This window comes from Streptococcus sp. A69, assembly GCF_058556195.1.
In genome coordinates this window covers 303,272-325,878 of the sequence record NZ_JBZUJU010000001.1, presented here as the reverse complement: position 1 = coordinate 325,878, position 22,607 = coordinate 303,272, and the positions used below count along the sequence as shown (strand labels likewise).

The window sequence follows — 22,607 nt, the reverse complement described above, 5'->3', positions numbered from 1 at the left end:
AAAAAAAGAGAAACATCTGTTTCTCTTTTTTTGTGGATTAGAAAGGCAATTTTCCAGCGAAAGCACCGAGTTTCTTCTTAGTCGTTTCGTCAATTTGTTCAAGTGCAGCGTTAATCGCTTGAACAGCCATGTCAGAAAGGGTTTCGAGATCTTCTGGGTCAACGACGGCTGGGTTAAAGTCAATGCTGACAACTTTTTTGTCTCCAGTCAAAGTTGCTTGGACAAGGTCCTGAGCTGATTTTCCAACAAATTCCATGGAAGCGAGTTCTGCTTGGCTTTGTTCCATTTGTTTTTGAAGTTTCTGTGCTTTGCGCATCATGTTTTGCATGTTCATCATAGCGGTTTACAGTTTCCTCTTTCTATTATTTTCTTTTTATTTTACCAATTTTAGGAGCAAAAGTCTAACAATAGTTTAAAACATCGTAGAGATTGCTTTCTTAAATTTACAAAAATGGATGCCATGATTTTCCTAGCTTTTTCTTGTATTTCTAAAAATGTGTTTAAGTTTTCTTTAAGGTTTCTATTATATTCTAAAGAACTCTATATTAACCGAACGTTGAATGAGGGGGGATAGAGAATAACCTAAATTTATTTCTTAATTTGTTATGATTTTTCAGATTTTGTTGAATATTGTTCATTTTTCATCCTAAATAATGAGCTGATTCATATAGTGGCTCTTTATCTTTTCTTCATGATAGGCATATATTGTGATATAATAGATGGTAATGAGTTTTTTAGAATAAACTAAAGGAGAATATAAATGATCTATGCAGGAATCCTAGCCGGAGGAACTGGCACACGCATGGGAATCAGTAATTTACCAAAACAATTCTTAGAGTTGGGTGATCGACCTATTTTGATCCACACAATTGAAAAATTTGTTTTGGAACCAAGTATTGAAAAAATTGTAGTTGGAGTTCATGGAGATTGGGTGTCACACGCTGAGGACCTAGTTGACAAGTATCTTTCTCTCCACAAGGATCGTATCATCATTACAAAGGGTGGTGCTGATCGCAATACCAGTATTGAGAAGATTATAGAAGCTATTGATGCCTATTGCCCAATCACTCCAGAAGATATTGTGATTACCCACGACTCTGTTCGTCCTTTTATCACACTTCGCATGATTCAGGACAATATCAAACTGGCGCAAAATCATGATGCGGTTGACACAGTAGTAGAAGCAGTTGATACCATTGTTGAAAGTACTAATGGTCAGTTTATCACTGATATTCCAAATCGTGCTCACCTCTATCAAGGTCAAACACCTCAGACATTCCGCTGCAAGGATTTCATGGATTTGTATGGTTCCCTATCTGACCAAGAAAAGGAAATCCTGACGGATGCATGTAAGATTTTTGTTATCAAAGGGAAAGACGTTGCCCTAGCTAAAGGGGAATATTCAAACCTTAAAATCACAACTGTAACAGATTTGAAAATCGCGAAAAGCATGATTGAGAAAGATTAGGGCTATGATTAATCAAATTTATCAACTGACCAAACCAAAGTTTATCAATGTAAAATACCAAGAAGAGGACATTGATCAGGAGAATCATATCCTTATTCGTCCAAATTATATGGCGGTTTGTCATGCAGATCAACGTTACTATCAAGGGAAGCGTGATCCAAAGATATTGGCTAAAAAACTTCCGATGGCCATGATTCACGAGTCTTGTGGAACTGTTATTTCCGATCCAACTGGTACTTATGAAGTCGGTCAAAAGGTAGTTATGATTCCCAATCAACCGCCTATGCAGAGTGACAAGGAATTCTACGAGAACTACATGACAGGGACCTACTTCCTATCTAGTGGTTACGATGGCTTTATGCGAGAATTTGTTTCTCTTCCCAAAGATCGTGTTGTGTCTTATAATGACATTGAGGACACTGTTGCAGCCATTACCGAGTTTGTAAGTGTTGGTATGCATGCCATGGATCGTTTCTTGCATCTTGCTCATAGCAAGCAAGAACGCATAGCAGTTATCGGAGATGGTAGTTTGGCCTTTGTGGTTGCCAATATTATCAATTACACACTACCGGAAGCAGAGATTATCGTTATTGGTCGCCATTGGGAAAAATTGGAGCTCTTCTCTTTTGCAAAAGAATGCTATATTACTGATAATATCCCAGAGGATTTGACATTTGACCATGGATTTGAGTGTTGCGGTGGCGATGGTACAGGCCCAGCTATCAATGACTTGATTCGCTATATTCGTCCACAGGGAACGATTCTCATGATGGGAGTGAGCGAATACAAGGTTAATATCAATACACGAGATGCTTTGGAAAAAGGATTGTTATTAGTAGGTTCATCTCGTTCAGGACGCGTCGATTTTGAGAAGGCTATTCAAATGATGGAAGTCAAAAAGTTTGCGAATCGTCTGAAGAATATCCTTTATGTTGAAGAACCAGTGAGAGAAATCAAGGACATTCACCGTGTCTTTGCTACAGACCTTAATACTGCTTTTAAAACAGTATTTAAGTGGGAAGTGTAGAAGATGGAGGTTAATTGTGGAGAAACTCATCAAAGAAAAAATTTCTTCTTTACTATCTGATGAAGAGGAAGTACTCAGTGTTGAACAGCTGGGAGGCATGACCAACCAAAACTATTTGGTTAAAACAACCAACAAACAGTATATTGTGAAATTTTTTGGTAAAGGGACTGAAAAACTCATCAATCGTCAAAATGAAAAGTACAATCTTAAACTTTTAGAGGATTTAGATTTAGATGTCAAAAATTATCTCTTTGATATTGAGTCAGGGATTAAAGTAAATGAGTACATCGAATCAGCAGTAACTCTTGATTCAACATCAATTAAGTCCAAGTTTGAAAAGATTGCACCAATTTTACAAACCATTCACGCTTCGGGGAAAGAATTAAGAGGAGAGTTTGCTCCTTTTGAGGAAATCAGAAAATATGAATCCTTAATTGAAGGAGCTGTCCCTTATGAAAACTATGAAGCTGTAAGAAAAGATGTATTTTCACTAGAAAAGAGATTGGCTGATTTGGGTGTTGATAGAAAGTCCTGTCACATCGATTTGGTACCAGAAAACTTTATCGAGTCACCACAAGGTCGATTGTATTTGATTGACTGGGAATACTCTTCTATGAATGACCCGATGTGGGATTTGGCAGCACTTTTCTTAGAATCTGAATTTACAAAGCAAGAGGAAGATGATTTCCTTTCCTACTATGAAAGTGATAAAACGCCTGTATCACGTGAGAAGATTCGTATCTATAAAATCTTGCAAGATACTATCTGGAGTTTGTGGACAGTGTATAAAGAAGCTCAAGGAGCTGATTTTGGAGATTATGGTATCAACCGTTACCAAAGAGCTGTCGAAGGTTTGACTTATTATGGAGGTTAGGATGAAGAATAAAAATGGTGTTTCCTTTGGTCTGCTCTCTGGTATCTTCTGGGGATTAGGTCTAACGATTAGTGCTTATATCTTTTCAATTTTTACAAATCTTTCGCCTTTTGTGGTGGCTGCTGCTCATGATTTCTTGAGTATCTTTATCTTGTTAGCTTTTCTTTTGGTAAAAGAAGGAAAAGTTCGCCTCTCGATTTTCTTAAATATTCGAAATGTGAGTGTAATTATCGGTGCTTTACTAGCAGGACCTATTGGTATGCAGGCCAATCTTTATGCGGTTAAATATATTGGTAGTTCTCTAGCTTCATCTGTATCGGCTATTTACCCAGCAGTTTCAGTTTTACTAGCCTTCTTCATTTTGAAACACAAGGTTTCAAAGAATACAGTATTCGGTGTTTTCTTGATTATTGCAGCTATCATTGCTCAAACCTACAAGGTTGAACAAGTAAACTCGTTTTACATTGGGATTCTTTGTGCCCTTATCTGTGCCATTGCCTGGGGGAGTGAAAGTGTTCTCAGCTCCTATGCTATGGAAAGTGATTTAAGTGAAATTGAAGCCTTGTTAATCCGACAAGTAACCTCATTCTTGTCCTATCTTGTGATTGTGCTCTTTTCTCACCATTCATTTGCAGAAGTGGCAGATGGGCAATTATTCGGCCTCTTGATTGTCTTTGCGGCCTTTGATATGATTTCCTACTTAGCTTATTATATCGCTATTAATCGTTTGCAACCTGCGAAAGCAACAGGTTTGAATGTGAGCTATGTAGTTTGGACTGTCTTATTTGCAGCTATTTTCTTAGGTGCACCGCTAGATATGCTGACAATTATCACTTCACTTATTGTTATGGCTGGTGTTTATATTATTATTAAAGAATAAAGGAGATTCATGTGAAAGCGATTATTTTAGCAGCGGGATTAGGAACTCGTCTGCGCCCTATGACTGAAAATACCCCAAAAGCTTTGGTTAAGGTTAATCAAAAACCTTTGGTAGAATACCAAATCGAGTTTTTGAAAGAGAGAGGAATTGATGAGATTATCATAGTTGTCGGTTACCTCAAAGAACAATTTGACTACCTAAAAGAAAAATATGGTGTCCGTTTAGTCTTTAACGACAAGTATGCTGATTACAATAACTTTTACTCACTTTATCTAGTAAAAGAAGATTTGGCTAACAGCTACGTCATCGATGCAGATAACTATCTTTTCAAAAATATGTTTAGAAACGATCTCAAACGTTCTACCTATTTCAGCGTTTATCGTGAAGACTGTACGAACGAGTGGTTCTTGGTTTATGGTGATGACTATAAGGTTCAAGACATCATTGTTGACAGCAAAGCTGGTCGCATTTTGAGTGGGGTTTCATTCTGGGATGCTCCAACTGCAGAGAAGATTGTTGGCTTTATTGACAAAGCATATGCAAGTGGTGAATTTGTAGATCTCTACTGGGACAACATGGTTAAGGATAATATCAAAGAATTAGATGTGTATGTTGAAGAATTAGAAGACAATAGCATTTATGAAATTGATAGTGTAAAAGATTACCATAAGTTAGAAGAGATTTTATCTACTATTGAGTAAGGAAAGAGAAGAAGGCTTGAGCCTTCTTTTTTTGTAGATTTTAAAATAGAAATGTTTGATATTGATTATATTCTTTAAACAAAACAAAAATTACAAAAAAATGAACAAAATAAAACAAAAAAATATTGACAACGATTTCATATAGTGTTATACTTATACCATAAAAGATAATTGAAAGAAGGGAAAAGGTTATGGGATTAGATCATTTCTTTGACAAAAACCTGGTGTTTTGCTTAGAAGCGGATAATCAAGAACAACTGTTTAATCAGGTGGCAACCTTATTGGAAGAACGAGAAATCGTTACTCCAACTTATCGTGAAGCCTTGATCGCGCGTGAGAAGTCATTTCCAACTGGCTTAGATATGGAATTTTTGGGGAAAGATCTACCAAATGTTGCGATTCCTCATACAGATATTGTCCATAATCTAGCTGAGAAAGTAGTGGTTGTTCGATTAGAAAAACCAGTAACTTTTCACAATATGATTGCTCCTGATAGAGAGGTTGAAGTTTCACTGCTCTTCTTTATCATTAACAATTCAAGTTCAAGTCAAACGAATATTCTGGCTCAGTTGATGGATTTCTTTACAGGGAAGGATCATCTAGAAGATCTATCAAAAATTTCTGAACCAGAAAAACTTTATGCTTATATTGCTGAAGCAACAGCTTAATCTTGTCTATTAAAATATAAAATCGGAGGAAATCCAAATGATTAAAATTCTTGCTGCCTGCGGTGCAGGTGTTAACTCAAGTCACCAAATTAAAAGTGCTCTAGAAGAAGAACTCTCAAATCGTGGTTATGACGTTCACTGTGATGCAGTCATGGTGAAAGATGTAAACGAAGACCTTATCAAGGGCTACGATATCTTTACTCCAATCGCTGCAACTGACCTTGGTTTTGAACCAGGAATTCCAGTAATTGAAGCTGGACCAATCTTGTTCCGTATTCCAGCAATGAGTACTCCAGTATTTGACAATATTGAAGCAGCTATCAAAGAACATGGACTAAGCTAATTCATTCTTTATCTTGTTAACATTCATATAACTTAGAAAAACGGGAGGAACTATTATGGATGTCATTATCAATCTGGCCAACGATATCTTCAAACCTATCTTGGCTATGGGTGGCCCTATCATCATGCTGATCATTTTGACAGTATTGGCCCTACTTTTTGGAGTGAAATTCTCCAAAGCGCTTGAAGGTGGTATCAAACTTGCCATCGCTCTTACTGGTATCGGTGCTATTATCGGTATGCTCAACGGAGCTTTCTCAGCATCACTTGCGAAATTCGTTGAAAACACTGGTATTCAATTGAACATCACTGACGTTGGTTGGGCACCACTTGCTACTATCACTTGGGGTTCTGCCTGGACACTTTACTTCTTGCTTGTGATGTTGATTGTCAACGTTGTGATGCTTGCAATGAAGAAAACAGACACACTTGACGTTGATATCTTCGATATCTGGCACTTGTCAATCACTGGTCTTTTGATCAAATGGTACGCAGACAACAATGGAGTTAGCCAAGGGGTTTCCCTTTTCATCGCAACTGCAGCAGTTGTCCTTGTAGGTATTTTGAAAATCATCAACTCTGACTTGATGAAACCAACATTCGACGACCTTCTTAATGCACCAAGTTCATCACCAATGACTTCAACTCACATGAACTACATGATGAACCCAGTTATCATGGTTTTGGATAAGATTTTTGATAAAGTATTGCCTGGTCTTGATAAATACGACTTTGACGCTGCAAAATTGAATAAAAAAATCGGTTTCTGGGGATCTAAATTCTTCATCGGTTTCATCCTTGGTATTGTTATCGGTTTGATGGGAACTCCACATCCAGTTGCTGGAGTAGAAGAAGCGGCATCTTGGGAACTTGTTATTAAAGGTTGGTTGAGCCTTGGTTTGACTGCCGGTGTCTCCTTGGAGCTCTTCTCACTTATCGGATCTTGGTTCATTGCAGCCGTAGAACCACTTTCACAAGGTATTACAAACGTTGCTACTAAACGTCTTCAAGGACGTAAATTTAACATCGGTCTTGACTGGCCTTTCATCGCTGGTCGTGCTGAAATCTGGGCTTGTGCCAACGTACTTGCTCCTATCATGCTAGTAGAAGCTGTACTTCTTTCTAAAGTCGGAAATGGTATCTTGCCACTTGCAGGTATCATCGCAATGGGTGTAACTCCAGCTCTCTTGGTTGTTACTCGTGGTAAATTGCTCCGTATGATCATCTTCGGAACTCTCTTGTTGCCACTCTTCCTTCTTTCAGGTACACTTATTGCACCATTTGCAACTGAACTTGCTAAAGGTGTGGGTGCCTTCCCAGAAGGTGTGAGTCAAACTCAATTGATTACTCACTCAACTCTTGAAGGACCAATCGAAAAACTTCTTGGTTGGGCAATTGGTAATGCCACAACAGGTGATATTAAAGCAATCCTTGGCGCAGTAGTCTTCCTTGTATTCTATGTAGGTATCTTTGCTTGGTATAGAAAACAAATGATTAAACGTAATGAAGAATACGCAGCAAATGCTAAATAATTCGCTCCTATAAAATGTAAATTGTGAAAACTAGGTTGTCAGTTTCCTAATGGGGAGTGACAGCCTAGTTTTTTATAAACTATCAAGAAATCGGAGAAAATAATGGTAATTGAAATAAAATCAGAGCAATTGACGGTCCAATTTAAAACTTTTGGTGGTGCCTTGTTGTCTATTAAGAATCGGGATGGCGTTGAGTACTTGTGGCAAGGAGATGCCACCTATTGGAGTGGGCAAGCTCCAGTACTTTTTCCAATCTGTGGCTCTTTAAGAGAGGATACAGCCTTCTACAGTCACGGAGATGGAACGGAGACGAAAGGAACTATTCCTCGACATGGTTTGGTTCGCAAAAAAGAATTTGAATTAGTTGATCAAACTGAAAACAGTGTAACCTTCGCTATCGAAGATGATGAGAATACTTATCAAAACTATCCTTATCATTTTCGACTTGAAATCACTTATAGGGTTACTGGCAAGACCGTTCGTACCCAATACAAAGTCTTTAATAAAGAAACGAATAAAGTAATGCCATTCTTCGTAGGAGGCCATCCAGGGTTTAATTGCCCTCTTCTAGATGGCGAAACTTATGAAGACTACTATTTAGAGTTTGAGAAGGAAGAGACTTGCTCTGTTCCGCGTCCATTCCCGGAAACAGGACTCTTAGACTTCCAAGATAGAAGTCCATGGTTGGATTCACAAAAGGAAGTGGATCTCAGTTACGATCTGTTTCGTGTTGATGCAGTGACTTTGGATGAGTTGCAATCTAGAACAATTGCCCTTCGTTCTCGTAAGAATGAGAAGGGATTAAAAGTACACTTCCAAGAGTTCTCAAATCTCATCATTTGGTCAACTTTGAATAAGGGACCTTTTATAGCGTTCGAACCATGGTCTGGCTTGTCAACGTCCCTTGAAGAAGGAGATCATTTAGAAGATAAGAAAAACGTTCGTCTCTTAGAAGCTGGTCAAGTAGATCAAATTGGCTTTGATATTGAAATATTTTAGATAAAAAACCACAAAAACAAACATTTACTGTTGACTTTTTATGGAAATAGGAGTATATTATGTTTGTAAACAACAAACGGTGTTTGTAACAAACAAATAATCACTTGTTATATTCTCTTTAACGGAGAAAGTTTGTTTCCAGGAGATTGATTTCCTGGACTTGGATAAGGTGTTATTCATCTCATTCAATAAAATTTGTCACTAAACTGCTAGAAAGTCTTTTATAGGTTATAAAAGTCTTTACTAGCCTAGAAAAGTAAAAAGGAGTAAACAATATGTCTATTGTTATCGGTGCAGATGCTGCAGGTTTGAGATTGAAAGAGGTTGTGAAAGACTTCTTGGAAAAAGAAAACTTCCACGTTGTGGATGTTACAGCTGAAGGTCAAGACTTTGTTGATGTGACTCTTGCCGTTGCTGCGGAAGTAAACAAAGAAGAACAAAACCTTGGTATCGTGATTGATGCTTATGGTGCTGGTCCATTTATGGTCGCAACAAAAATCAAAGGAATGGTTGCCGCAGAAGTATCTGACGAACGTTCAGCTTATATGACTCGTGGCCACAACAACTCACGTATGATTACTATGGGTGCAGAAATCGTTGGTGATGAATTGGCGAAAAACATTGCTAAAGGTTTTGTTAATGGTAAATACGATGGTGGACGTCACCAAATTCGTGTTGATATGTTGAACAAAATGTGCTAATTAGATTACAGTAAGAAAGGTAAGATAAAAATGAGAATTGCAATTGGATGTGACCACATCGTAACAGATGAAAAAATGGCAGTTTCAGAATTTTTGAAATCAAAAGGATATGAAGTCATCGACTTTGGTACCTATGACCACACACGTACTCACTACCCAATCTTTGGTAAAAAAGTTGGTGAAGCCGTTACAAGCGGTCAAGCTGATCTTGGGGTATGTATCTGTGGTACTGGTGTTGGTATCAACAACGCTGTAAATAAAGTTCCAGGAGTTCGTTCTGCCTTGGTTCGTGATATGACAACAGCTCTTTATGCAAAAGAACAATTGAATGCCAACGTTATTGGTTTTGGTGGTAAAATCACTGGTGAGTTGCTCATGTGCGACATCATTGAAGCTTTCATCAATGCTGAATACAAACCATCAGAAGAAAATAAAAAATTGATTGCGAAAATCGAGCACGTTGAAACTCACAATGCTCATCAAGCAGATGCAAACTTCTTTACAGAATTCCTTGAAAAATGGGATCGCGGTGAATACCACGACTAAGAGGTGACGCATGATTTTAACAGTCACAATGAATCCATCCATTGATATTTCTTATCCTTTGGATGAATTGAAAATTGACACTGTCAACCGTGTGGTGGACGTGACCAAGACAGCTGGTGGTAAAGGTCTCAATGTTACACGAGTTCTTTCAGAATTTGGTGATTCTGTTGCTGCTACTGGTTTGGTCGGTGGTAAACTTGGTGAGTTTTTAGTAGAGCATATCGATGATAAAGTAACGAAACGTTTCTTCTCCATTCAAGGAGAGACTCGTAACTGTATTGCTATTCTACACGGTGAAAACCAAACAGAAATCCTTGAAAAAGGGCCCGAAGTTCTTGAACAAGAAGGGCAAGATTTCTTGGCCCATTTCAAAAATCTCCTTGACACTGTGGAAGTAGTTGCTATCTCTGGTAGTTTGCCAGCAGGTCTTCCAGTTGACTACTATGCAAGCTTGGTAGAGCTTGCTAATCAAGCAGGGAAACCAGTTGTTCTGGATTGCTCTGGTGCAGCTCTTCAGACGGTTCTTGAATCACCCCACAAACCAACAGTAATCAAACCAAATAACGAAGAATTGTCTCAGCTTCTTGGGAGAGAAGTTTCTGAGGAGTTGGATGAATTAAAAGAAGTTCTTCAAGAGCCTCTATTTGCAGGTGTTGAGTGGATAATCGTTTCACTTGGTGCAAATGGTGCTTTTGCAAAACATGGTAACACTTTCTACAAGGTAGATATTCCAAGAATTCAGGTAGTCAATCCTGTCGGATCTGGAGATTCTACTGTTGCAGGTATTTCATCAGGACTTCTTCATAAGGAATCTGATCAAGAAATCCTCATCAAGGCCAATGTCCTTGGTATGCTCAATGCACAAGAAAAAATGACAGGTCATGTGAATATGGCCAACTATCAAGCTCTATATGATCAATTAATAGTAAAAGAGGTATAAAATGGCTTTAACAGAACAAAAACGTGCACGCTTAGAAAAACTTTCAGATGAAAATGGAATCATCTCAGCTCTTGCCTTTGACCAACGTGGTGCTTTGAAACGCCTCATGGCTCAATACCAAACAGGAGAGCCAACAGTGGCTCAAATGGAAGAACTCAAGGTCTTGGTTGCAGATGAATTGACAAAATACGCTTCTTCTATGCTTCTAGACCCAGAGTATGGACTTCCAGCTACAAAAGCGCTTGATGCCAATGCTGGTCTTCTCCTTGCTTATGAGAAAACTGGCTACGACACAACAAGCACTAAACGCTTGCCTGACTGCTTGGATGTTTGGTCTGCAAAACGCATCAAAGAACAAGGTGCAGATGCAGTCAAATTCTTGCTTTACTATGACGTAGACAGCTCTGACGAACTCAACCAACAAAAACAAGCCTATATCGAACGCATCGGTTCAGAGTGTGTGGCGGAAGACATTCCATTCTTCCTTGAAATCCTCGCTTACGATGAAAAAATCGCTGACGCTGGCTCTGCTGAATACGCAAAAGTAAAACCACACAAGGTTATCGGTGCTATGAAGGTCTTCTCAGACCCACGCTTCAACATCGATGTCTTGAAAGTGGAAGTTCCAGTCAACGTCAAATACGTTGAAGGCTTTGGCGATGGTGAAATCGTGCATACTCGTGAAGAAGCAGCAGCCTTCTTCAAAGCACAAGATGAAGCAACTAATTTGCCATACATCTACTTGAGTGCAGGTGTGTCAGCTAAACTCTTCCAAGAAACGCTTGTCTTTGCCCACGAATCAGGCGCAAACTTCAATGGTGTTCTTTGTGGACGTGCAACATGGGCTGGATCAGTTGAAGCCTACATCAAAGACGGTGAAGCAGCAGCTCGTGAATGGCTTCGCACAACTGGATTTGAGAACATTGATGAACTCAACAAAGTTCTCAAAACAACAGCAACTTCATGGACTGAACGTGTGTAAGATTTTAATTAGACTGTTTGATCATTTTCGTCTAAAAATGGAATTTTTTTGATTGAAAGTGTTTACAATCTTTTATCTTAGTGGTATAATTAAGCTATAAATTAATAGTAGTGAGTGTTACTAAGTAATATTAGGCATGATCACAGATGAATTAGAAAATAGTAGATTTTCTAACCTCATTTGTGGTCATTTTTTGTACTCATATACCTTTAAGATACAAAAGGAGGTTGCCATGTATCGAATTCTAAATCCAATGAATCACAATGTCTCGCTTGTCAGAAATGACAAAGGAGAAGAAGTGATTGTGATTGGTAAGGGGATTACATTTGGAAAGAAGAAGGGGGATTTAATTTCTGAAAACCAAGTAGAGAAGATCTTTCGAATGAAGACAGAAGAGTCCAGAGAAAACTTTCAGACTCTCTTAAGAGATATTCCACTAGATATACTAACGATAGGCTATAGTACGATTGATGAGGTCGTCGAAAAGTATCACTTTCCCATCCAAGAATATCTATACGTTACTTTGACTGACCACCTATACTCCGTCTATAAAAAATTATTAAGTGGTTCATATCAAAAAAGTCATCTTCCTGATATTTCAAATGAATATGTCACAGAATTTTCAATGGCTCGAGATACAATTAAAATTTTAAATAAGAAATTATCGATTGTGTTTCCTGAAGATGAAATTGCTAGGATTGCCTTGCATTATATCAATGCAAAAGGTGAGTATGAATTATCAGAAGAGTTAACCGAGAATGTTGCAAAGAGAGTTTTAAGCATAGTTGAAAATGAACTATCAAAATTTCATATTGAAAGAAATACTGAAAATAGTAATTTATATGATCGCTTGATGATTCATTTGTCCTATCTAGTAAATCGTCTTCAGAATGATAAACAAGATATGACTCCGTTAATACCATTGGAAGAGCATGTTAAGTTGGATTATCCTAAGGCCTATCAGATTGGACAGAGAATTCACCAAGTGATTGAAAGAGAACTAAACATTGATTTATCGAGAAGTGAGCGTGTATATCTCGTTTTACATATTCAACGCTTGTTAAAATAAGGAGAAAAACATGTACAAATTACCAGAAGATTTTATTTTTGGTGGAGCTACAGCCGCCTATCAAGTTGAAGGAGCAACACAAGAAGGAGGAAAAGGTCCGGTGGCATGGGATGAATTTTTGTCAGAACAGGGCCGCTTTAGTCCAGATCCCGCTAGTGATTTTTATCATCAGTATCCAAAGGATATTGAACTGTGTGAAAAGTTTGGTGTCAATGGACTTCGTTTGTCTATAGCTTGGAGTCGTATCTTTCCAAATGGTACTGGTGAAGTGAATCAGGAAGGTGTGGACTATTATCATAAAGTATTTGCAGAATGTAAAAAAAGACAGATTACAGCTTTTGTAACGCTCCATCACTTTGATACGCCAAAAGTATTATTTGATAATGGCGATTTTCTAAATAGGGATACAATTGAAGCATTTGTAAATTATGCAAAGTTCTGCTTTGAAGAATTTACAGAAGTTCTACATTGGAGTACTTTCAATGAAATCTATCCAGTAGCAACAAACCAATACCTTCTCGGTATTTTTCCACCAGGAATTAAATATGACCTTTCAAAAGTGATTCAATGCCTGCACAATATGATGTATGCACATGCCAGAGTAGTTAACTTGTTTAAAGATAGTGGCTATCAAGGAGAAATTGGAGTAGTACATTCTCTTGAAACGAAATATCCTGCGAGTGATAGTGAAGAAGACAAACATGCAGCATTTCTAGATGATGCCCTTTCAATTCGTTTTTTGCTGGATGCTACATACTTAGGCTATTACTCAAAAGAGACTCTCGATGCACTAGAGGAGATTTGTCAAGCAAATCAGGCAACATATGAATTCTTAGATAGTGATTTTGAAGAAATGAAAAAGGCAAGCCATCGGAATGATTATCTAGGAATTAATCATTATCAATGCCACTTTGTGAAGGCTTATACAGGTGAAAATGCTATTCACCATAATGGTACTGGTGATAAAGGGACCTCTGTTTATAAAGTAAAAGGAATTGGAGAACGTATATACAAAGAGGGAATTCCAAGAACCGACTGGGATTGGATTATTTATCCAGAAGGATTATATGATTTATTGCTCCGAATCAAATCGGACTATCCTCATTACAATAAGATTTTCATCACTGAAAATGGTATGGGATATAAAGATCAATTTGATAACGGAATCATCATGGATCAACCTCGAATTGAATACCTTAAAGTTTATCTACAAGCAATTTCAAAAGCAATTAGCGCAGGTGTTAATGTCAAAGGTTACTTCTTATGGTCATTGATGGATCTGTTTTCTTGGTCAAATGGATACAATAAACGTTATGGTCTGTTTTATGTCGATTTTGAAACACAGAAACGGTATCCTAAGGCATCGGCTTATTGGTACAAGCACATCAGTACGACCAAAATTGTAGAATAGAGGAACTGAAACATGAAAAAAAATGAATTACAAATGCTTGGATTTGAAATTGTTGCATACTCAGGTGATGCTCGCAGTACACTGTTGCAACTATTAAAAGAAGCAAGGTCTGGAAACTTTTATAATGTAGAGCGAGCTATGCGTGATGCTGACGAGAATCTAGCGAAAGCCCATAATGCTCAGACAAAACTATTAGCAGAAGAAGCCGCTGGTGAAGATTTGGATATTGGTTTTATCTTTATCCACGGTCAGGATCACCTGATGACAACCTTGTTGCTTCGTGATTTAATTCAGGATTTTATAGAACTTTATAAAAATCATTAATTTAAAAGAAAGGATATAACCAATGCTTAGTAGAATTTTCCTCCCTTTCTACTAGGCATTGATTGTAGGGAGTTTTATCATGAATAAACTCATTCAACAAATTGAAAAAGGAAAACCCTTTTTCGAGAAGGTCTCACGTAACATTTATCTAGGCGCTATCCGTGATGGTTTCCTAGCAGCTATGCCAGCGATATTATTTTCAAGTATTTTTATCTTGATCGCTTCCATACCGGATGTTCTTGGTGTTAAATTGCCCGAAGACGTTTCAGCTTGGCTTTGGAAAATATATAACTATTCAATGGGAGTAGTTGCTCTCCTAGTTTCTGCCACAACTGCACGTTGTTTAGCTGAATCTGTCAATAGAAAAATGCCTGCAAACAAAAATATTAATGCAGTATCCGTGATGCTAGCTTCTATCGTTAGTTTTCTCCTATTAAGTGTTGATCAAATAGACAAGGGTCTTGCTAGTGGTTACATGGGGACAAAGGGAATTCTAGCAGCATTCGTAGCAGCTTTTATCACAGTAAATATGTATAAATTCTGTGTTTTGAAAGATATTACGATTAAGATGCCTAAAGAAGTGCCAGGGACTATATCCCAAACCTTCCGAGATATCTTCCCATTCTCATTTGCAGTTTTTGCAGCAGTCATTATTGATACGCTTGTCCGCCATTTTTTTGGACATTCATTTGCGGAAGCTGTAATCACTTTAATGCAACCGTTATTCAGCGCCGCTGATGGTTATCTAGGAATTGCCATTATCTGGGGTGCGATGGCTCTCTTCTGGTTTGTAGGTGTACACGGACCATCTATCGTAGAACCAGCGATTGTAGCAGTTATCTATGCAAATGTTGAAACAAACCTTCAATTGGTTAAAGCAGGGGAACAGGCTTCAAATGTTTTGACAGCTGGTTTGGGTAATTTCGTTGGTACCATGGGTGGTACAGGTGCAACGTTAGTTGTTCCCTTCTTATTCCTCCTTTTTGCAAAATCAAAACAATTAAAAGCTGTAGGTAAGGCTTCCTTCATTCCAGTAAGTTTCGCAGTTAATGAACCTTTACTTTTTGCCACACCAATTATTTTAAATCCATATTTCTTTGTACCATTTCTATTTGCACCAATTGCAAATGTTTGGATCTTCAAGTTATTTGTAGATGTCTTAAAAATGAATAGTTTTATGTACGTTCTACCTTGGGCTACACCTGCTCCAATAGGATTGATCCTCGGTACTGGTGTAAGCGCTCTCGCAATTATCTTAGTATTTGTCTTAATTTTTGTGGATAGTATTATCTATCTTCCATTTATCAAGGCTTATGATGCCTCACTTCTTGAAGAAGAAAAACAAAACACAAGCGAAGAAAGAACAGAACAGTCTAATCCTGAAACAGTATCAACTAAAGAAGTTGTTACCAAATTAGGGAATCAATCCATCAATGTATTGGTCCTTTGTGCTGGAGCAGGAACGAGCGCTATGCTTGCAAATGCAATCACTGAAGGAGCCAAAGAAACAGGAGCCACTATTTCAGCATCAGCTGGCGCTTATGGATCTCATTATGAAATCATGAAGAACTTTGATATGATTATACTGGCTCCACAGGTAAATTCATTCTATGAAGATATCAAGAAAGACACAGATGCCCTCGGTATAAAACTTGCTGCTACAAAAGGTGCTGAATACATTAAATTAACACGTGATCCTAAAGGAGCAATTTCATTTGTGCTATCCTATTTCGATTAATGTTTAGGTGATGATATGAGATATAATTCTAAATTGGTCAATTTCATCTCGATGACTTTTCTGTTAGCATTCCTCTTTATCTTCCCAGTTAAAAATGTCTTTGCAGATGATGATTTTTATGTCGAAAAGGTTGAAAACTTACCCAGTGATTTTATTAAAGGAGCTGATATTTCAACATTAATAGCTCAAGAAGAAAGTGGTGTTCGCTATTATGATGAGAATGGTAACGAGAAGGATTTAATCACTATTCTAGCAGAAAATGGCGTCAATTATGCTCGTGTTCGAATATGGAATAACCCTTATGATGACAAAGGTCATGGGTACGGTGCTGGTAATAGTGACCTCTCTAAGGCGATTGCAATTGGGAAAAGAGCTATTGCTGCAGGGATGAGAGTTCTGGTGGATTTTCACTATTCAGATTTCTGGGCAGATCCGGGTCGTCAGGTCTCTCCAAAAGCTTGGACCAATATGACGATTGATGAAAAATCTAAAGCTTTATATCAATTTACAAAAGAAAGTTTGAACACACTGCGTGCTTCAGGTGTTGATGTTGGTATGGTTCAAGTTGGGAATGAAACAACTAGCAGTGGCGTGGCAGGAGAAGCAGGTGACGAACGTTATCAGTTATTTAAAGCGGGTACGCAGGCTGTCAGGGATGTTGACAAATCTATATTGATAACCTTACACTTCACCAATCCAGAAAAGAAATCAACGATCTTGTATTATGCAGAAAAGCTAAAAGAGAACCAGATTGATTATGATGTTTTTGCAACGAGTTACTATTCATTTTGGCACGGAAGTCTTGAAAACTTAAATTCAGTTTTGACAGAGATTAGAGAAAAATATGGAAAACAAACTTTAATCGCAGAAACAAGTTATGCTTATACACTGGAAGATGGTGATGGTCAGAATAATGTAATCAAATCTGAGCAACAAACGAAGAATGGAGGGTATCCTCCAACTGTGCAAGGCCAGGCCAATAATTTGCGTGATGTGATTGCTACAAGTCAATCTGCAGGTGCTTTAGGAGTGTTCTATTGGGAACCTGCTTGGATACCAGTCGGTAAAGTTGATAGAAATTCGAATCTCCCTATTTGGGAGCAATATGGTTCTGGCTGGGCTTCATCATATGCCATCTCTTATGATCCTAATGTTGATGAATCAAATTATGGAGGATCTGAATGGGATAATCAAGCACTATTTGATTTCAATGGGAAAGCCCTTCAATCATTAAAGGTATTTAAATTTGTCAATACAGGTTATGGCACAGTACCTGAGAAAAAGGATAATCAAAATAGAGAAAAAGAAGATGAAGATACCACAAATTTACTTCAAAATGGAAGTTTCGAAGAAGAGAACCTAGGAGCCTATAAGATCAGTCAAAGCTATGTTGAGCGTCAGAATGATACCCCTAAAACGGGTCAATATGCCCTTCATTTTTGGTCAGATAAGAGTATTGATTATCAAGTAGAGCAAGCAGTTACTCTTGAACCAGGAACCTATCGTTTCTCAATTCAAATGCAAGGGGACAAAACAGGTAGTCGTGAAAGAATCTTCTCTTATGTGAGGTTCAATGATACAACTTCAGAAGGGAATCAACTACACTTGGAAGGTTATGCTATTTGGAAAGAAAGTGTTATTGAGTTTAAACTTACTGAAAAGACTCAGGTAAATGTGGGTCTATCAGTTACAGCGGATGCGGGAGCTTGGGGAACAACTGACGATTGGAACTTGAAAAAATCAATGCAACCGAAAATTCCCAAACCCCATCGGAACAAACTCAAACTGATGATAGCCATGAAGGAAAGCTAGAACCACCATTATCTCCATCAGAAGATCCAAAGTCTCTAAAACAGAACCATCAACTTCCTCCCAAGAAGTGACTACTAACCAGTCTCAGTCTGTTCGAAAAGATGAAGGTAGTAGAACCCAGAATGATAAACGTAAAAATCTTCCTAAAACGGGAATGAGAGATCAAAAGATATTGTTCATATTGGGATTGGGAGGTATCGTATTAGCTTTAGGAACAAATTTGTATCGTAGGAAAAAATAGTTGAAATTTTAACTTATCGATTAAACATTCATATAAAAATTCCCCGCTGAAAAGCAGGGGAATTTTTATGGTTTTGATAAAAGAATGGTTGTTTGTTTCGACAGATCTTCCAATGTATCCTGACTCAGTTTGGAATCGGAAACGATGGTATCAATCTCTGAGATATTGTAGAAGGTGTAAAAATCAAACTTATTAAACTTACTGTGGTCTGCCAGTAAGTATTTTTTATTGGCATTGTTCAAGGCGATTCGTTGTACCTCGCCCTCTTCCTCGCTGAAAGTAGCAATAGCTTTATCCTTAATACCATTACAACTTACAAATGCCTTAGAAAACTGAAGGTTGGTCAAATCCTGCAAGGTAAGTGTCCCTACAAAAGCACCAGTGATAGCGCGATAATTCCCACCAATCAAGATCAAATCTGTTAGTTTTCGTTCGTTTAGGATGAGAAAAACGGGAAGACTGTTTGTTACAACACGAATGTTATCGATAGGGAGCTCACGAGCAAAACATTCTAAGGTTGTTCCTGGCCCGATAAAAATAGTTTCGCCTTCGTCAATCAAATGACCAGCAAAACGACTGATTTCTTGTTTTTCAGCAATCTGCAATCCTTGTTTTTCGACGTTTGAGCGTTCGTTGTTTAAGAGAGAACCTGTACGAAGTTTTTCAGCGCCACCATGCACGCGTACCAGCAAATCCTTATCTGCTAGCTCTTGTAAATAGCGGCGAGCTGTCATATCTGACACATCCAGACGAGTCATGATTTCTTTTACAGTAATGGTTCCGTTAGTATTCACCGTTTCTAAAATACTATCTAGTTTTTCTTGCTTTAGCATCCTTATCACCTCGATTTCTACTATTATTATCTTACCATAAAACGCTCAATCAATCAAATAGAAAAAAACAAAAGAAAACAAAAACAAAAATATCATGGTTATTTTAAACAAACCATGATATTTTGAATGATTGGTCAAATTAGTCCAAACCGTAGTTGTAATCCTCGTCTTGCATGGCTTCAACTTCACCAAGGAGGTATCCATTTCCGACTTGAGAGAAGAAGTCGTGGTTAGAAGTTCCTGTTGAGATTCCGTTCATGACGATAGGATTGACATCATCAGCTGAATCTGGGAAGAGCGGATCTTGTCCTAGGTTCATAAGCGCCTTATTGGCATTGTAACGAAGGAAGGTTTTAACTTCCTCAGTCCAGCCAACACCGTCATAAAGGCTTTCTGTATAGCCCTCTTCGTTCTCGTAGAGAGTGTAGAGCAGGTCGTACATCCATTCTTTGAGTTTTTCTTGCTCTTCTTCAGGCAATTCATTGAAACCAAGTTGGAATTTGTAACCAATGTAAGTTCCATGAACAGACTCATCACGGATGATCAGTTTGATGATTTCCGCAACGTTGGCCAGTTTGTTGTTACCGAGATAGTAAAGTGGTGTAAAGAAACCAGAGTAGAAGAGGAAGGTTTCAAGGAAAACGCTGGCAACTTTCTTTTCTAGTGGGCTACCATTGAGATAGATTTCATTGATAATTTCCGCTTTTCTTTGTAGGTAGGGATTAGTGTTGGTCCATTCAAAGATTTCTTCAATTTCAGCCTTGGTATTCAAGGTTGAAAAGATAGAAGAGTAAGATTTTGCGTGGACAGATTCCATAAATTGGATGTTGTTGAAAACAGCTTCCTCATGCGGTGTACGGATGTCTGCGCGAAGAGCTTGAACCCCTGTTTCAGATTGCATGGTATCCAAAAGTGTCAAACCACCAAAGACTTTTCCTACCAAGTCTTTTTCTTTGTTTGATAATTTTCTCCAGTCGTCTAGGTCATTTGACAAGGGGATACGCGTATCGAGCCAGAATTGCTCCGTCAGCTTTTCCCAAGTTGATTTGTCGATGACATCTTCGATGGCATTCCAGTTAATGGCTTTGTAGTAAGTTTCCATTTGAAATCTCTTTCTGTATGTAATAATGCGATTGTCGAATCATCTCTATTTTATCATAGTCTGAGAAGAGTATCGCACAAAAAGTCGGAAGACCGACTTTTTGGTTTTTCATAGTATTTAAGATACTTATCAAGTTTTGTCTGGCGGGTAACTTAATCAGTAATCTGAGAAAATGTGGTTGCCTTTGACTAAAATTAAATCACACAGCTTTCACATTGGTTAGCACCAACTTCCCCACCGTCGTCTGTAAAGGTACGGACGTAGTAGATAGACTTGATACCCTTGTTAAAGGCATAGTTACGAAGGATGGATAAGTCACGTGTCGTTTGTTTGTTTTCTTTCTTCCATTCGTAAAGACCTTTTGGAATGTCACTACGCATGAAGAGGGTGAGTGAAAGTCCTTGGTCCACGTGTTCAGTTGCAGCCGCGTATACATCGATTACCTTACGCATATCCATGTCGTAGGCAGAAGTGTAGTATGGAATGGTTTCTGTCGACAAACCAGCAGCTGGGTAGTAGATTTTACCAATTTTCTTTTCCTGACGTTCTTCGATACGTTGCGTAATCGGGTGGATAGAAGCAGAAACGTCGTTGATGTAGCTGATCGAACCATTTGGAGCTACAGCAAGGCGGTTTTGGTGGTAAAGACCATCTGCTTGAACCTTTTCGCGAAGTTCAGCCCAGTCAGCAGCGCTTGGAATAAAGACATCTTTAAAGAGTTCTTTAACACGGTCTGATTTTGGAACAAACTCGCCTGTCACATACTTGTCAAAGTATCTTCCGTTAGCATAGTCTGATTTTTCAAAGTTGTGGAAGGTGATACCACGTTCGCGCGCTATATTGTTTGATTCCACCAAGGTCCAGTAGTTCATAAGCATAAAGTAGATGCTTGTAAATTCAATTGACTCAGCTGATCCGTACTCAATCAGTTGTTGGGCAAGGTAACTATGAAGTCCCATGGCACCAAGACCAAAGGTGTGAGCCAAACTGTTTCCGTGGTCGATAGTAGGGACAGCTACGATGTGTGAACTATCTGTAACGAAAGTCAAAGCACGAACCATCGCACGGATAGAACGACCAAAGTCAGGTGAAGTCATCATGTTGACCACGTTGGTTGATCCAAGGTTACATGAAACGTCTGTTCCCATTTGAAGGAATTCTTGAGCATCGTTGATCAAGCTTGGTTCTTGAACTTGAAGAATCTCAGAACACAAGTTACTCATGATAATCTTACCCTCGACTGGATTTGCACGGTTAGCTGTATCAATGTTAACTATATAAGGATAGCCAGATTCTTGTTGCAATTTAGAGATTTCAGTTTCCAAGTCACGTGCCTTGATTTTTGTCTTGCGAATGTTTGGATTTGCTACTAATTCATCGTATTTCTCAGTGATGTCGATGTAGTTGAATGGCACACCGTACTCAAGCTCTACAGAGTATGGGCTAAAGAGGTACATTTCTTCATTTTTACGGGCCAATTCGTAGAATTTATCGGGTACTACAACACCAAGTGAAAGAGTCTTCACACGAACTTTTTCATCGGCATTTTCTTTCTTAGTGGAAAGGAAGGCGATGATATCTGGGTGAAAGACATTGAGGTAGACAACCCCAGCACCTTGACGTTGCCCCAATTGGTTAGAGTAAGAGAAGCTGTCCTCAAAAAGCTTCATAACTGGTACGACACCAGAAGCAGCACCTTCATAACCTTTGATAGGAGCTCCGGCTTCACGAAGGTTGCTGAGGGAAATTCCCACACCACCACCGATACGTGAAAGTTGAAGGGCTGAGTTGATAGAACGTCCGATAGAGTTCATGTCATCAGTTACTTGGATCAAGAAACAAGATACCAATTCCCCACGACGAGCACGACCTGCGTTCAAAAAGGAAGGAGTAGCTGGTTGGTAGCGTTGGTGGATGATTTCATTGGCAATATCAGTCGCAATCGCTTCATCCCCGTCAGCAAAATAAAGTGCATTAAAGAAGACACGGTCTTCCATGCTTTCAAGGTAATATTCACCGTCATTAGTCTTCAAGGCATATTGATTGTAAAACTTATAGGCTGCCATAAACGACTTGAATTGGAAGTTTTGGTCCTTGATAAATTGATGCAATTCTTCCAAAAACTCTGGACGGTATTTCTTGAGAAATACAGTTTCGATGTAGTTATGTTCAATAAGGTAGTTGATTTTATCAGTAATTGAATCAAAAACCATAGTGTTTGGAACTACATTTTCTTTAAAGAAAGCATCCAAGGCTTCCTTATCTTTATGAAGCATGATTTGTCCATTGACAGGACGGTTGATTTCGTTATTGAGACGGAAGTAAGTCACGTCTTCAAGATGTTTTAATCCCATAAAATTTTCCTTATCTAACCTGATTACAAAAGAAAGGCCTCTAAGTTAGCCCTAGAAGCAATT

At 38.4% G+C, this 22,607-nt stretch carries 23 protein-coding genes and 1 pseudogene; 20 read left to right on the top strand and 4 right to left on the bottom strand.

What is annotated here, in order from left to right:
• Positions 1-37: 37 nt before the first annotated feature.
• The gene (locus tag AC4ME5_RS01710; protein WP_491799549.1) at positions 38-337 is read right to left on the bottom strand and encodes a YbaB/EbfC family nucleoid-associated protein; all 300 of its coding nucleotides are present in this window, start codon (positions 335-337) and stop codon (positions 38-40) included.
• Between the two features lie 423 nt (positions 338-760).
• On the opposite strand from AC4ME5_RS01710, the gene AC4ME5_RS01705 reads away from it, so the two are divergent.
• The 20 genes and pseudogenes from AC4ME5_RS01705 (at position 761) to AC4ME5_RS01610 (ending at position 18,255) form a co-directional block, all read left to right on the top strand.
• Entirely contained in the window at positions 761-1,468 is a 708-nt protein-coding gene (locus tag AC4ME5_RS01705) for an IspD/TarI family cytidylyltransferase (RefSeq protein WP_491799548.1), read from the top strand.
• A gap of 4 nt (positions 1,469-1,472) precedes the next feature.
• On the top strand, positions 1,473-2,495 hold the full coding sequence (locus AC4ME5_RS01700) for a ribitol-5-phosphate dehydrogenase (protein ID WP_491799546.1): 1,023 nt from the start codon (positions 1,473-1,475) through the stop codon (positions 2,493-2,495).
• 16 nt (positions 2,496-2,511) lie between these two features.
• Positions 2,512-3,369, top strand: a complete 858-nt coding sequence (locus AC4ME5_RS01695; RefSeq protein WP_007519736.1) for a phosphotransferase family protein — start codon at positions 2,512-2,514, stop codon at positions 3,367-3,369.
• Between the two features lies 1 nt (position 3,370).
• Positions 3,371-4,249: a DMT family transporter gene (locus AC4ME5_RS01690; RefSeq protein WP_491799543.1), complete on the top strand. Its 879-nt coding sequence runs from the start codon at positions 3,371-3,373 to the stop codon at positions 4,247-4,249.
• 11 nt (positions 4,250-4,260) lie between these two features.
• A complete protein-coding gene (locus tag AC4ME5_RS01685) occupies positions 4,261-4,950 on the top strand; it encodes a sugar phosphate nucleotidyltransferase (RefSeq protein ID WP_000643949.1) in 690 nt (229 codons plus the stop codon).
• 191 nt (positions 4,951-5,141) lie between these two features.
• Positions 5,142-5,618, top strand: a complete 477-nt coding sequence (locus tag AC4ME5_RS01680) for a PTS sugar transporter subunit IIA (protein ID WP_000521983.1) — start codon at positions 5,142-5,144, stop codon at positions 5,616-5,618.
• Between the two features lie 37 nt (positions 5,619-5,655).
• Positions 5,656-5,961, top strand: coding sequence for a PTS sugar transporter subunit IIB (locus tag AC4ME5_RS01675; RefSeq protein ID WP_125391036.1), 306 nt, complete (start codon positions 5,656-5,658; stop codon positions 5,959-5,961).
• Positions 5,962-6,016: 55 nt separating this feature from the next.
• On the top strand, positions 6,017-7,492 hold the full coding sequence (locus tag AC4ME5_RS01670; protein WP_000382525.1) for a PTS galactitol transporter subunit IIC: 1,476 nt from the start codon (positions 6,017-6,019) through the stop codon (positions 7,490-7,492).
• Positions 7,493-7,594: 102 nt separating this feature from the next.
• Complete coding sequence (locus AC4ME5_RS01665) at positions 7,595-8,491, top strand: aldose 1-epimerase family protein (protein WP_491799540.1); 897 nt, start codon at positions 7,595-7,597, stop codon at positions 8,489-8,491.
• A gap of 275 nt (positions 8,492-8,766) precedes the next feature.
• Positions 8,767-9,192 carry a galactose-6-phosphate isomerase subunit LacA gene (gene lacA, locus AC4ME5_RS01660; RefSeq protein ID WP_000029276.1) on the top strand — a complete coding sequence of 142 codons (426 nt, stop codon included), beginning with the start codon at positions 8,767-8,769 and terminating at the stop codon, positions 9,190-9,192.
• Between the two features lie 30 nt (positions 9,193-9,222).
• Positions 9,223-9,738: a galactose-6-phosphate isomerase subunit LacB gene (gene lacB / locus AC4ME5_RS01655; RefSeq protein WP_001216921.1), complete on the top strand. Its 516-nt coding sequence runs from the start codon at positions 9,223-9,225 to the stop codon at positions 9,736-9,738.
• A 10-nt stretch (positions 9,739-9,748) separates the two neighbouring features.
• On the top strand, positions 9,749-10,678 hold the full coding sequence (locus tag AC4ME5_RS01650) for a tagatose-6-phosphate kinase (RefSeq protein ID WP_491799538.1): 930 nt from the start codon (positions 9,749-9,751) through the stop codon (positions 10,676-10,678).
• A 1-nt stretch (position 10,679) separates the two neighbouring features.
• Complete coding sequence (gene lacD, locus AC4ME5_RS01645; RefSeq protein WP_491799536.1) at positions 10,680-11,660, top strand: tagatose-bisphosphate aldolase; 981 nt, start codon at positions 10,680-10,682, stop codon at positions 11,658-11,660.
• Between the two features lie 232 nt (positions 11,661-11,892).
• Positions 11,893-12,729, top strand: a complete 837-nt coding sequence (locus AC4ME5_RS01640) for a PRD domain-containing protein (RefSeq protein WP_000285744.1) — start codon at positions 11,893-11,895, stop codon at positions 12,727-12,729.
• A gap of 10 nt (positions 12,730-12,739) precedes the next feature.
• Positions 12,740-14,140, top strand: a complete 1,401-nt coding sequence (lacG, locus tag AC4ME5_RS01635; protein WP_491799534.1) for a 6-phospho-beta-galactosidase — start codon at positions 12,740-12,742, stop codon at positions 14,138-14,140.
• A gap of 12 nt (positions 14,141-14,152) precedes the next feature.
• Positions 14,153-14,464 (top strand): PTS sugar transporter subunit IIA, encoded by a 312-nt coding sequence (locus AC4ME5_RS01630; RefSeq protein ID WP_491799532.1) that lies wholly within the window; start codon positions 14,153-14,155, stop codon positions 14,462-14,464.
• Positions 14,465-14,543: 79 nt separating this feature from the next.
• Positions 14,544-15,524: pseudogene (locus AC4ME5_RS01625) on the top strand (PTS transporter subunit EIIC); the annotation flags it as partial.
• Between the two features lie 105 nt (positions 15,525-15,629).
• Complete coding sequence (locus AC4ME5_RS01620; protein WP_491800062.1) at positions 15,630-16,202, top strand: lactose/cellobiose PTS transporter subunit IIB; 573 nt, start codon at positions 15,630-15,632, stop codon at positions 16,200-16,202.
• A gap of 15 nt (positions 16,203-16,217) precedes the next feature.
• Positions 16,218-18,014 carry a glycoside hydrolase family 53 protein gene (locus tag AC4ME5_RS01615; RefSeq protein ID WP_491799531.1) on the top strand — a complete coding sequence of 599 codons (1,797 nt, stop codon included), beginning with the start codon at positions 16,218-16,220 and terminating at the stop codon, positions 18,012-18,014.
• 154 nt (positions 18,015-18,168) lie between these two features.
• Entirely contained in the window at positions 18,169-18,255 is an 87-nt protein-coding gene (locus AC4ME5_RS01610; protein ID WP_458624005.1) for a hypothetical protein, read from the top strand.
• Positions 18,256-18,320: 65 nt separating this feature from the next.
• On the opposite strand, the gene AC4ME5_RS01605 is transcribed toward AC4ME5_RS01610, so the two are convergent.
• From AC4ME5_RS01605 to nrdE, 3 genes are all read right to left on the bottom strand, one after another.
• Positions 18,321-19,088: a DeoR/GlpR family DNA-binding transcription regulator gene (locus AC4ME5_RS01605; RefSeq protein WP_491799529.1), complete on the bottom strand. Its 768-nt coding sequence runs from the start codon at positions 19,086-19,088 to the stop codon at positions 18,321-18,323.
• A gap of 139 nt (positions 19,089-19,227) precedes the next feature.
• Positions 19,228-20,190, bottom strand: a complete 963-nt coding sequence (gene nrdF / locus AC4ME5_RS01600; protein ID WP_000451372.1) for a class 1b ribonucleoside-diphosphate reductase subunit beta — start codon at positions 20,188-20,190, stop codon at positions 19,228-19,230.
• Positions 20,191-20,384: 194 nt separating this feature from the next.
• Positions 20,385-22,544: a class 1b ribonucleoside-diphosphate reductase subunit alpha gene (gene nrdE / locus AC4ME5_RS01595; protein ID WP_491799527.1), complete on the bottom strand. Its 2,160-nt coding sequence runs from the start codon at positions 22,542-22,544 to the stop codon at positions 20,385-20,387.
• Positions 22,545-22,607 lie beyond the last annotated feature (63 nt).

Excerpts from the sequence above, each read along its gene's own strand:
- AC4ME5_RS01710 (WP_491799549.1), bottom strand. The coding sequence starts at position 337 with ATGATGAACATGCAAAACATGATGCGCAAAGCACAGAAACTTCAAAAA.
- AC4ME5_RS01705 (WP_491799548.1), top strand. The coding sequence starts at position 761 with ATGATCTATGCAGGAATCCTAGCCGGAGGAACTGGCACACGCATGGGA.
- AC4ME5_RS01700 (WP_491799546.1), top strand. The coding sequence starts at position 1,473 with ATGATTAATCAAATTTATCAACTGACCAAACCAAAGTTTATCAATGTA.
- AC4ME5_RS01690 (WP_491799543.1), top strand. The coding sequence starts at position 3,371 with ATGAAGAATAAAAATGGTGTTTCCTTTGGTCTGCTCTCTGGTATCTTC.
- AC4ME5_RS01680 (WP_000521983.1), top strand. The coding sequence starts at position 5,142 with ATGGGATTAGATCATTTCTTTGACAAAAACCTGGTGTTTTGCTTAGAA.
- AC4ME5_RS01675 (WP_125391036.1), top strand. The coding sequence starts at position 5,656 with ATGATTAAAATTCTTGCTGCCTGCGGTGCAGGTGTTAACTCAAGTCAC.
- AC4ME5_RS01670 (WP_000382525.1), top strand. The coding sequence starts at position 6,017 with ATGGATGTCATTATCAATCTGGCCAACGATATCTTCAAACCTATCTTG.
- AC4ME5_RS01665 (WP_491799540.1), top strand. The coding sequence starts at position 7,595 with ATGGTAATTGAAATAAAATCAGAGCAATTGACGGTCCAATTTAAAACT.
- lacA (WP_000029276.1), top strand. The coding sequence starts at position 8,767 with ATGTCTATTGTTATCGGTGCAGATGCTGCAGGTTTGAGATTGAAAGAG.
- lacB (WP_001216921.1), top strand. The coding sequence starts at position 9,223 with ATGAGAATTGCAATTGGATGTGACCACATCGTAACAGATGAAAAAATG.
- AC4ME5_RS01650 (WP_491799538.1), top strand. The coding sequence starts at position 9,749 with ATGATTTTAACAGTCACAATGAATCCATCCATTGATATTTCTTATCCT.
- lacD (WP_491799536.1), top strand. The coding sequence starts at position 10,680 with ATGGCTTTAACAGAACAAAAACGTGCACGCTTAGAAAAACTTTCAGAT.
- AC4ME5_RS01640 (WP_000285744.1), top strand. The coding sequence starts at position 11,893 with ATGTATCGAATTCTAAATCCAATGAATCACAATGTCTCGCTTGTCAGA.
- lacG (WP_491799534.1), top strand. The coding sequence starts at position 12,740 with ATGTACAAATTACCAGAAGATTTTATTTTTGGTGGAGCTACAGCCGCC.
- AC4ME5_RS01630 (WP_491799532.1), top strand. The coding sequence starts at position 14,153 with ATGAAAAAAAATGAATTACAAATGCTTGGATTTGAAATTGTTGCATAC.
- AC4ME5_RS01620 (WP_491800062.1), top strand. The coding sequence starts at position 15,630 with ATGAATAGTTTTATGTACGTTCTACCTTGGGCTACACCTGCTCCAATA.
- AC4ME5_RS01615 (WP_491799531.1), top strand. The coding sequence starts at position 16,218 with ATGAGATATAATTCTAAATTGGTCAATTTCATCTCGATGACTTTTCTG.
- AC4ME5_RS01610 (WP_458624005.1), top strand. The coding sequence starts at position 18,169 with ATGAGAGATCAAAAGATATTGTTCATATTGGGATTGGGAGGTATCGTA.
- AC4ME5_RS01605 (WP_491799529.1), bottom strand. The coding sequence starts at position 19,088 with ATGCTAAAGCAAGAAAAACTAGATAGTATTTTAGAAACGGTGAATACT.
- nrdF (WP_000451372.1), bottom strand. The coding sequence starts at position 20,190 with ATGGAAACTTACTACAAAGCCATTAACTGGAATGCCATCGAAGATGTC.
- nrdE (WP_491799527.1), bottom strand. The coding sequence starts at position 22,544 with ATGGGATTAAAACATCTTGAAGACGTGACTTACTTCCGTCTCAATAAC.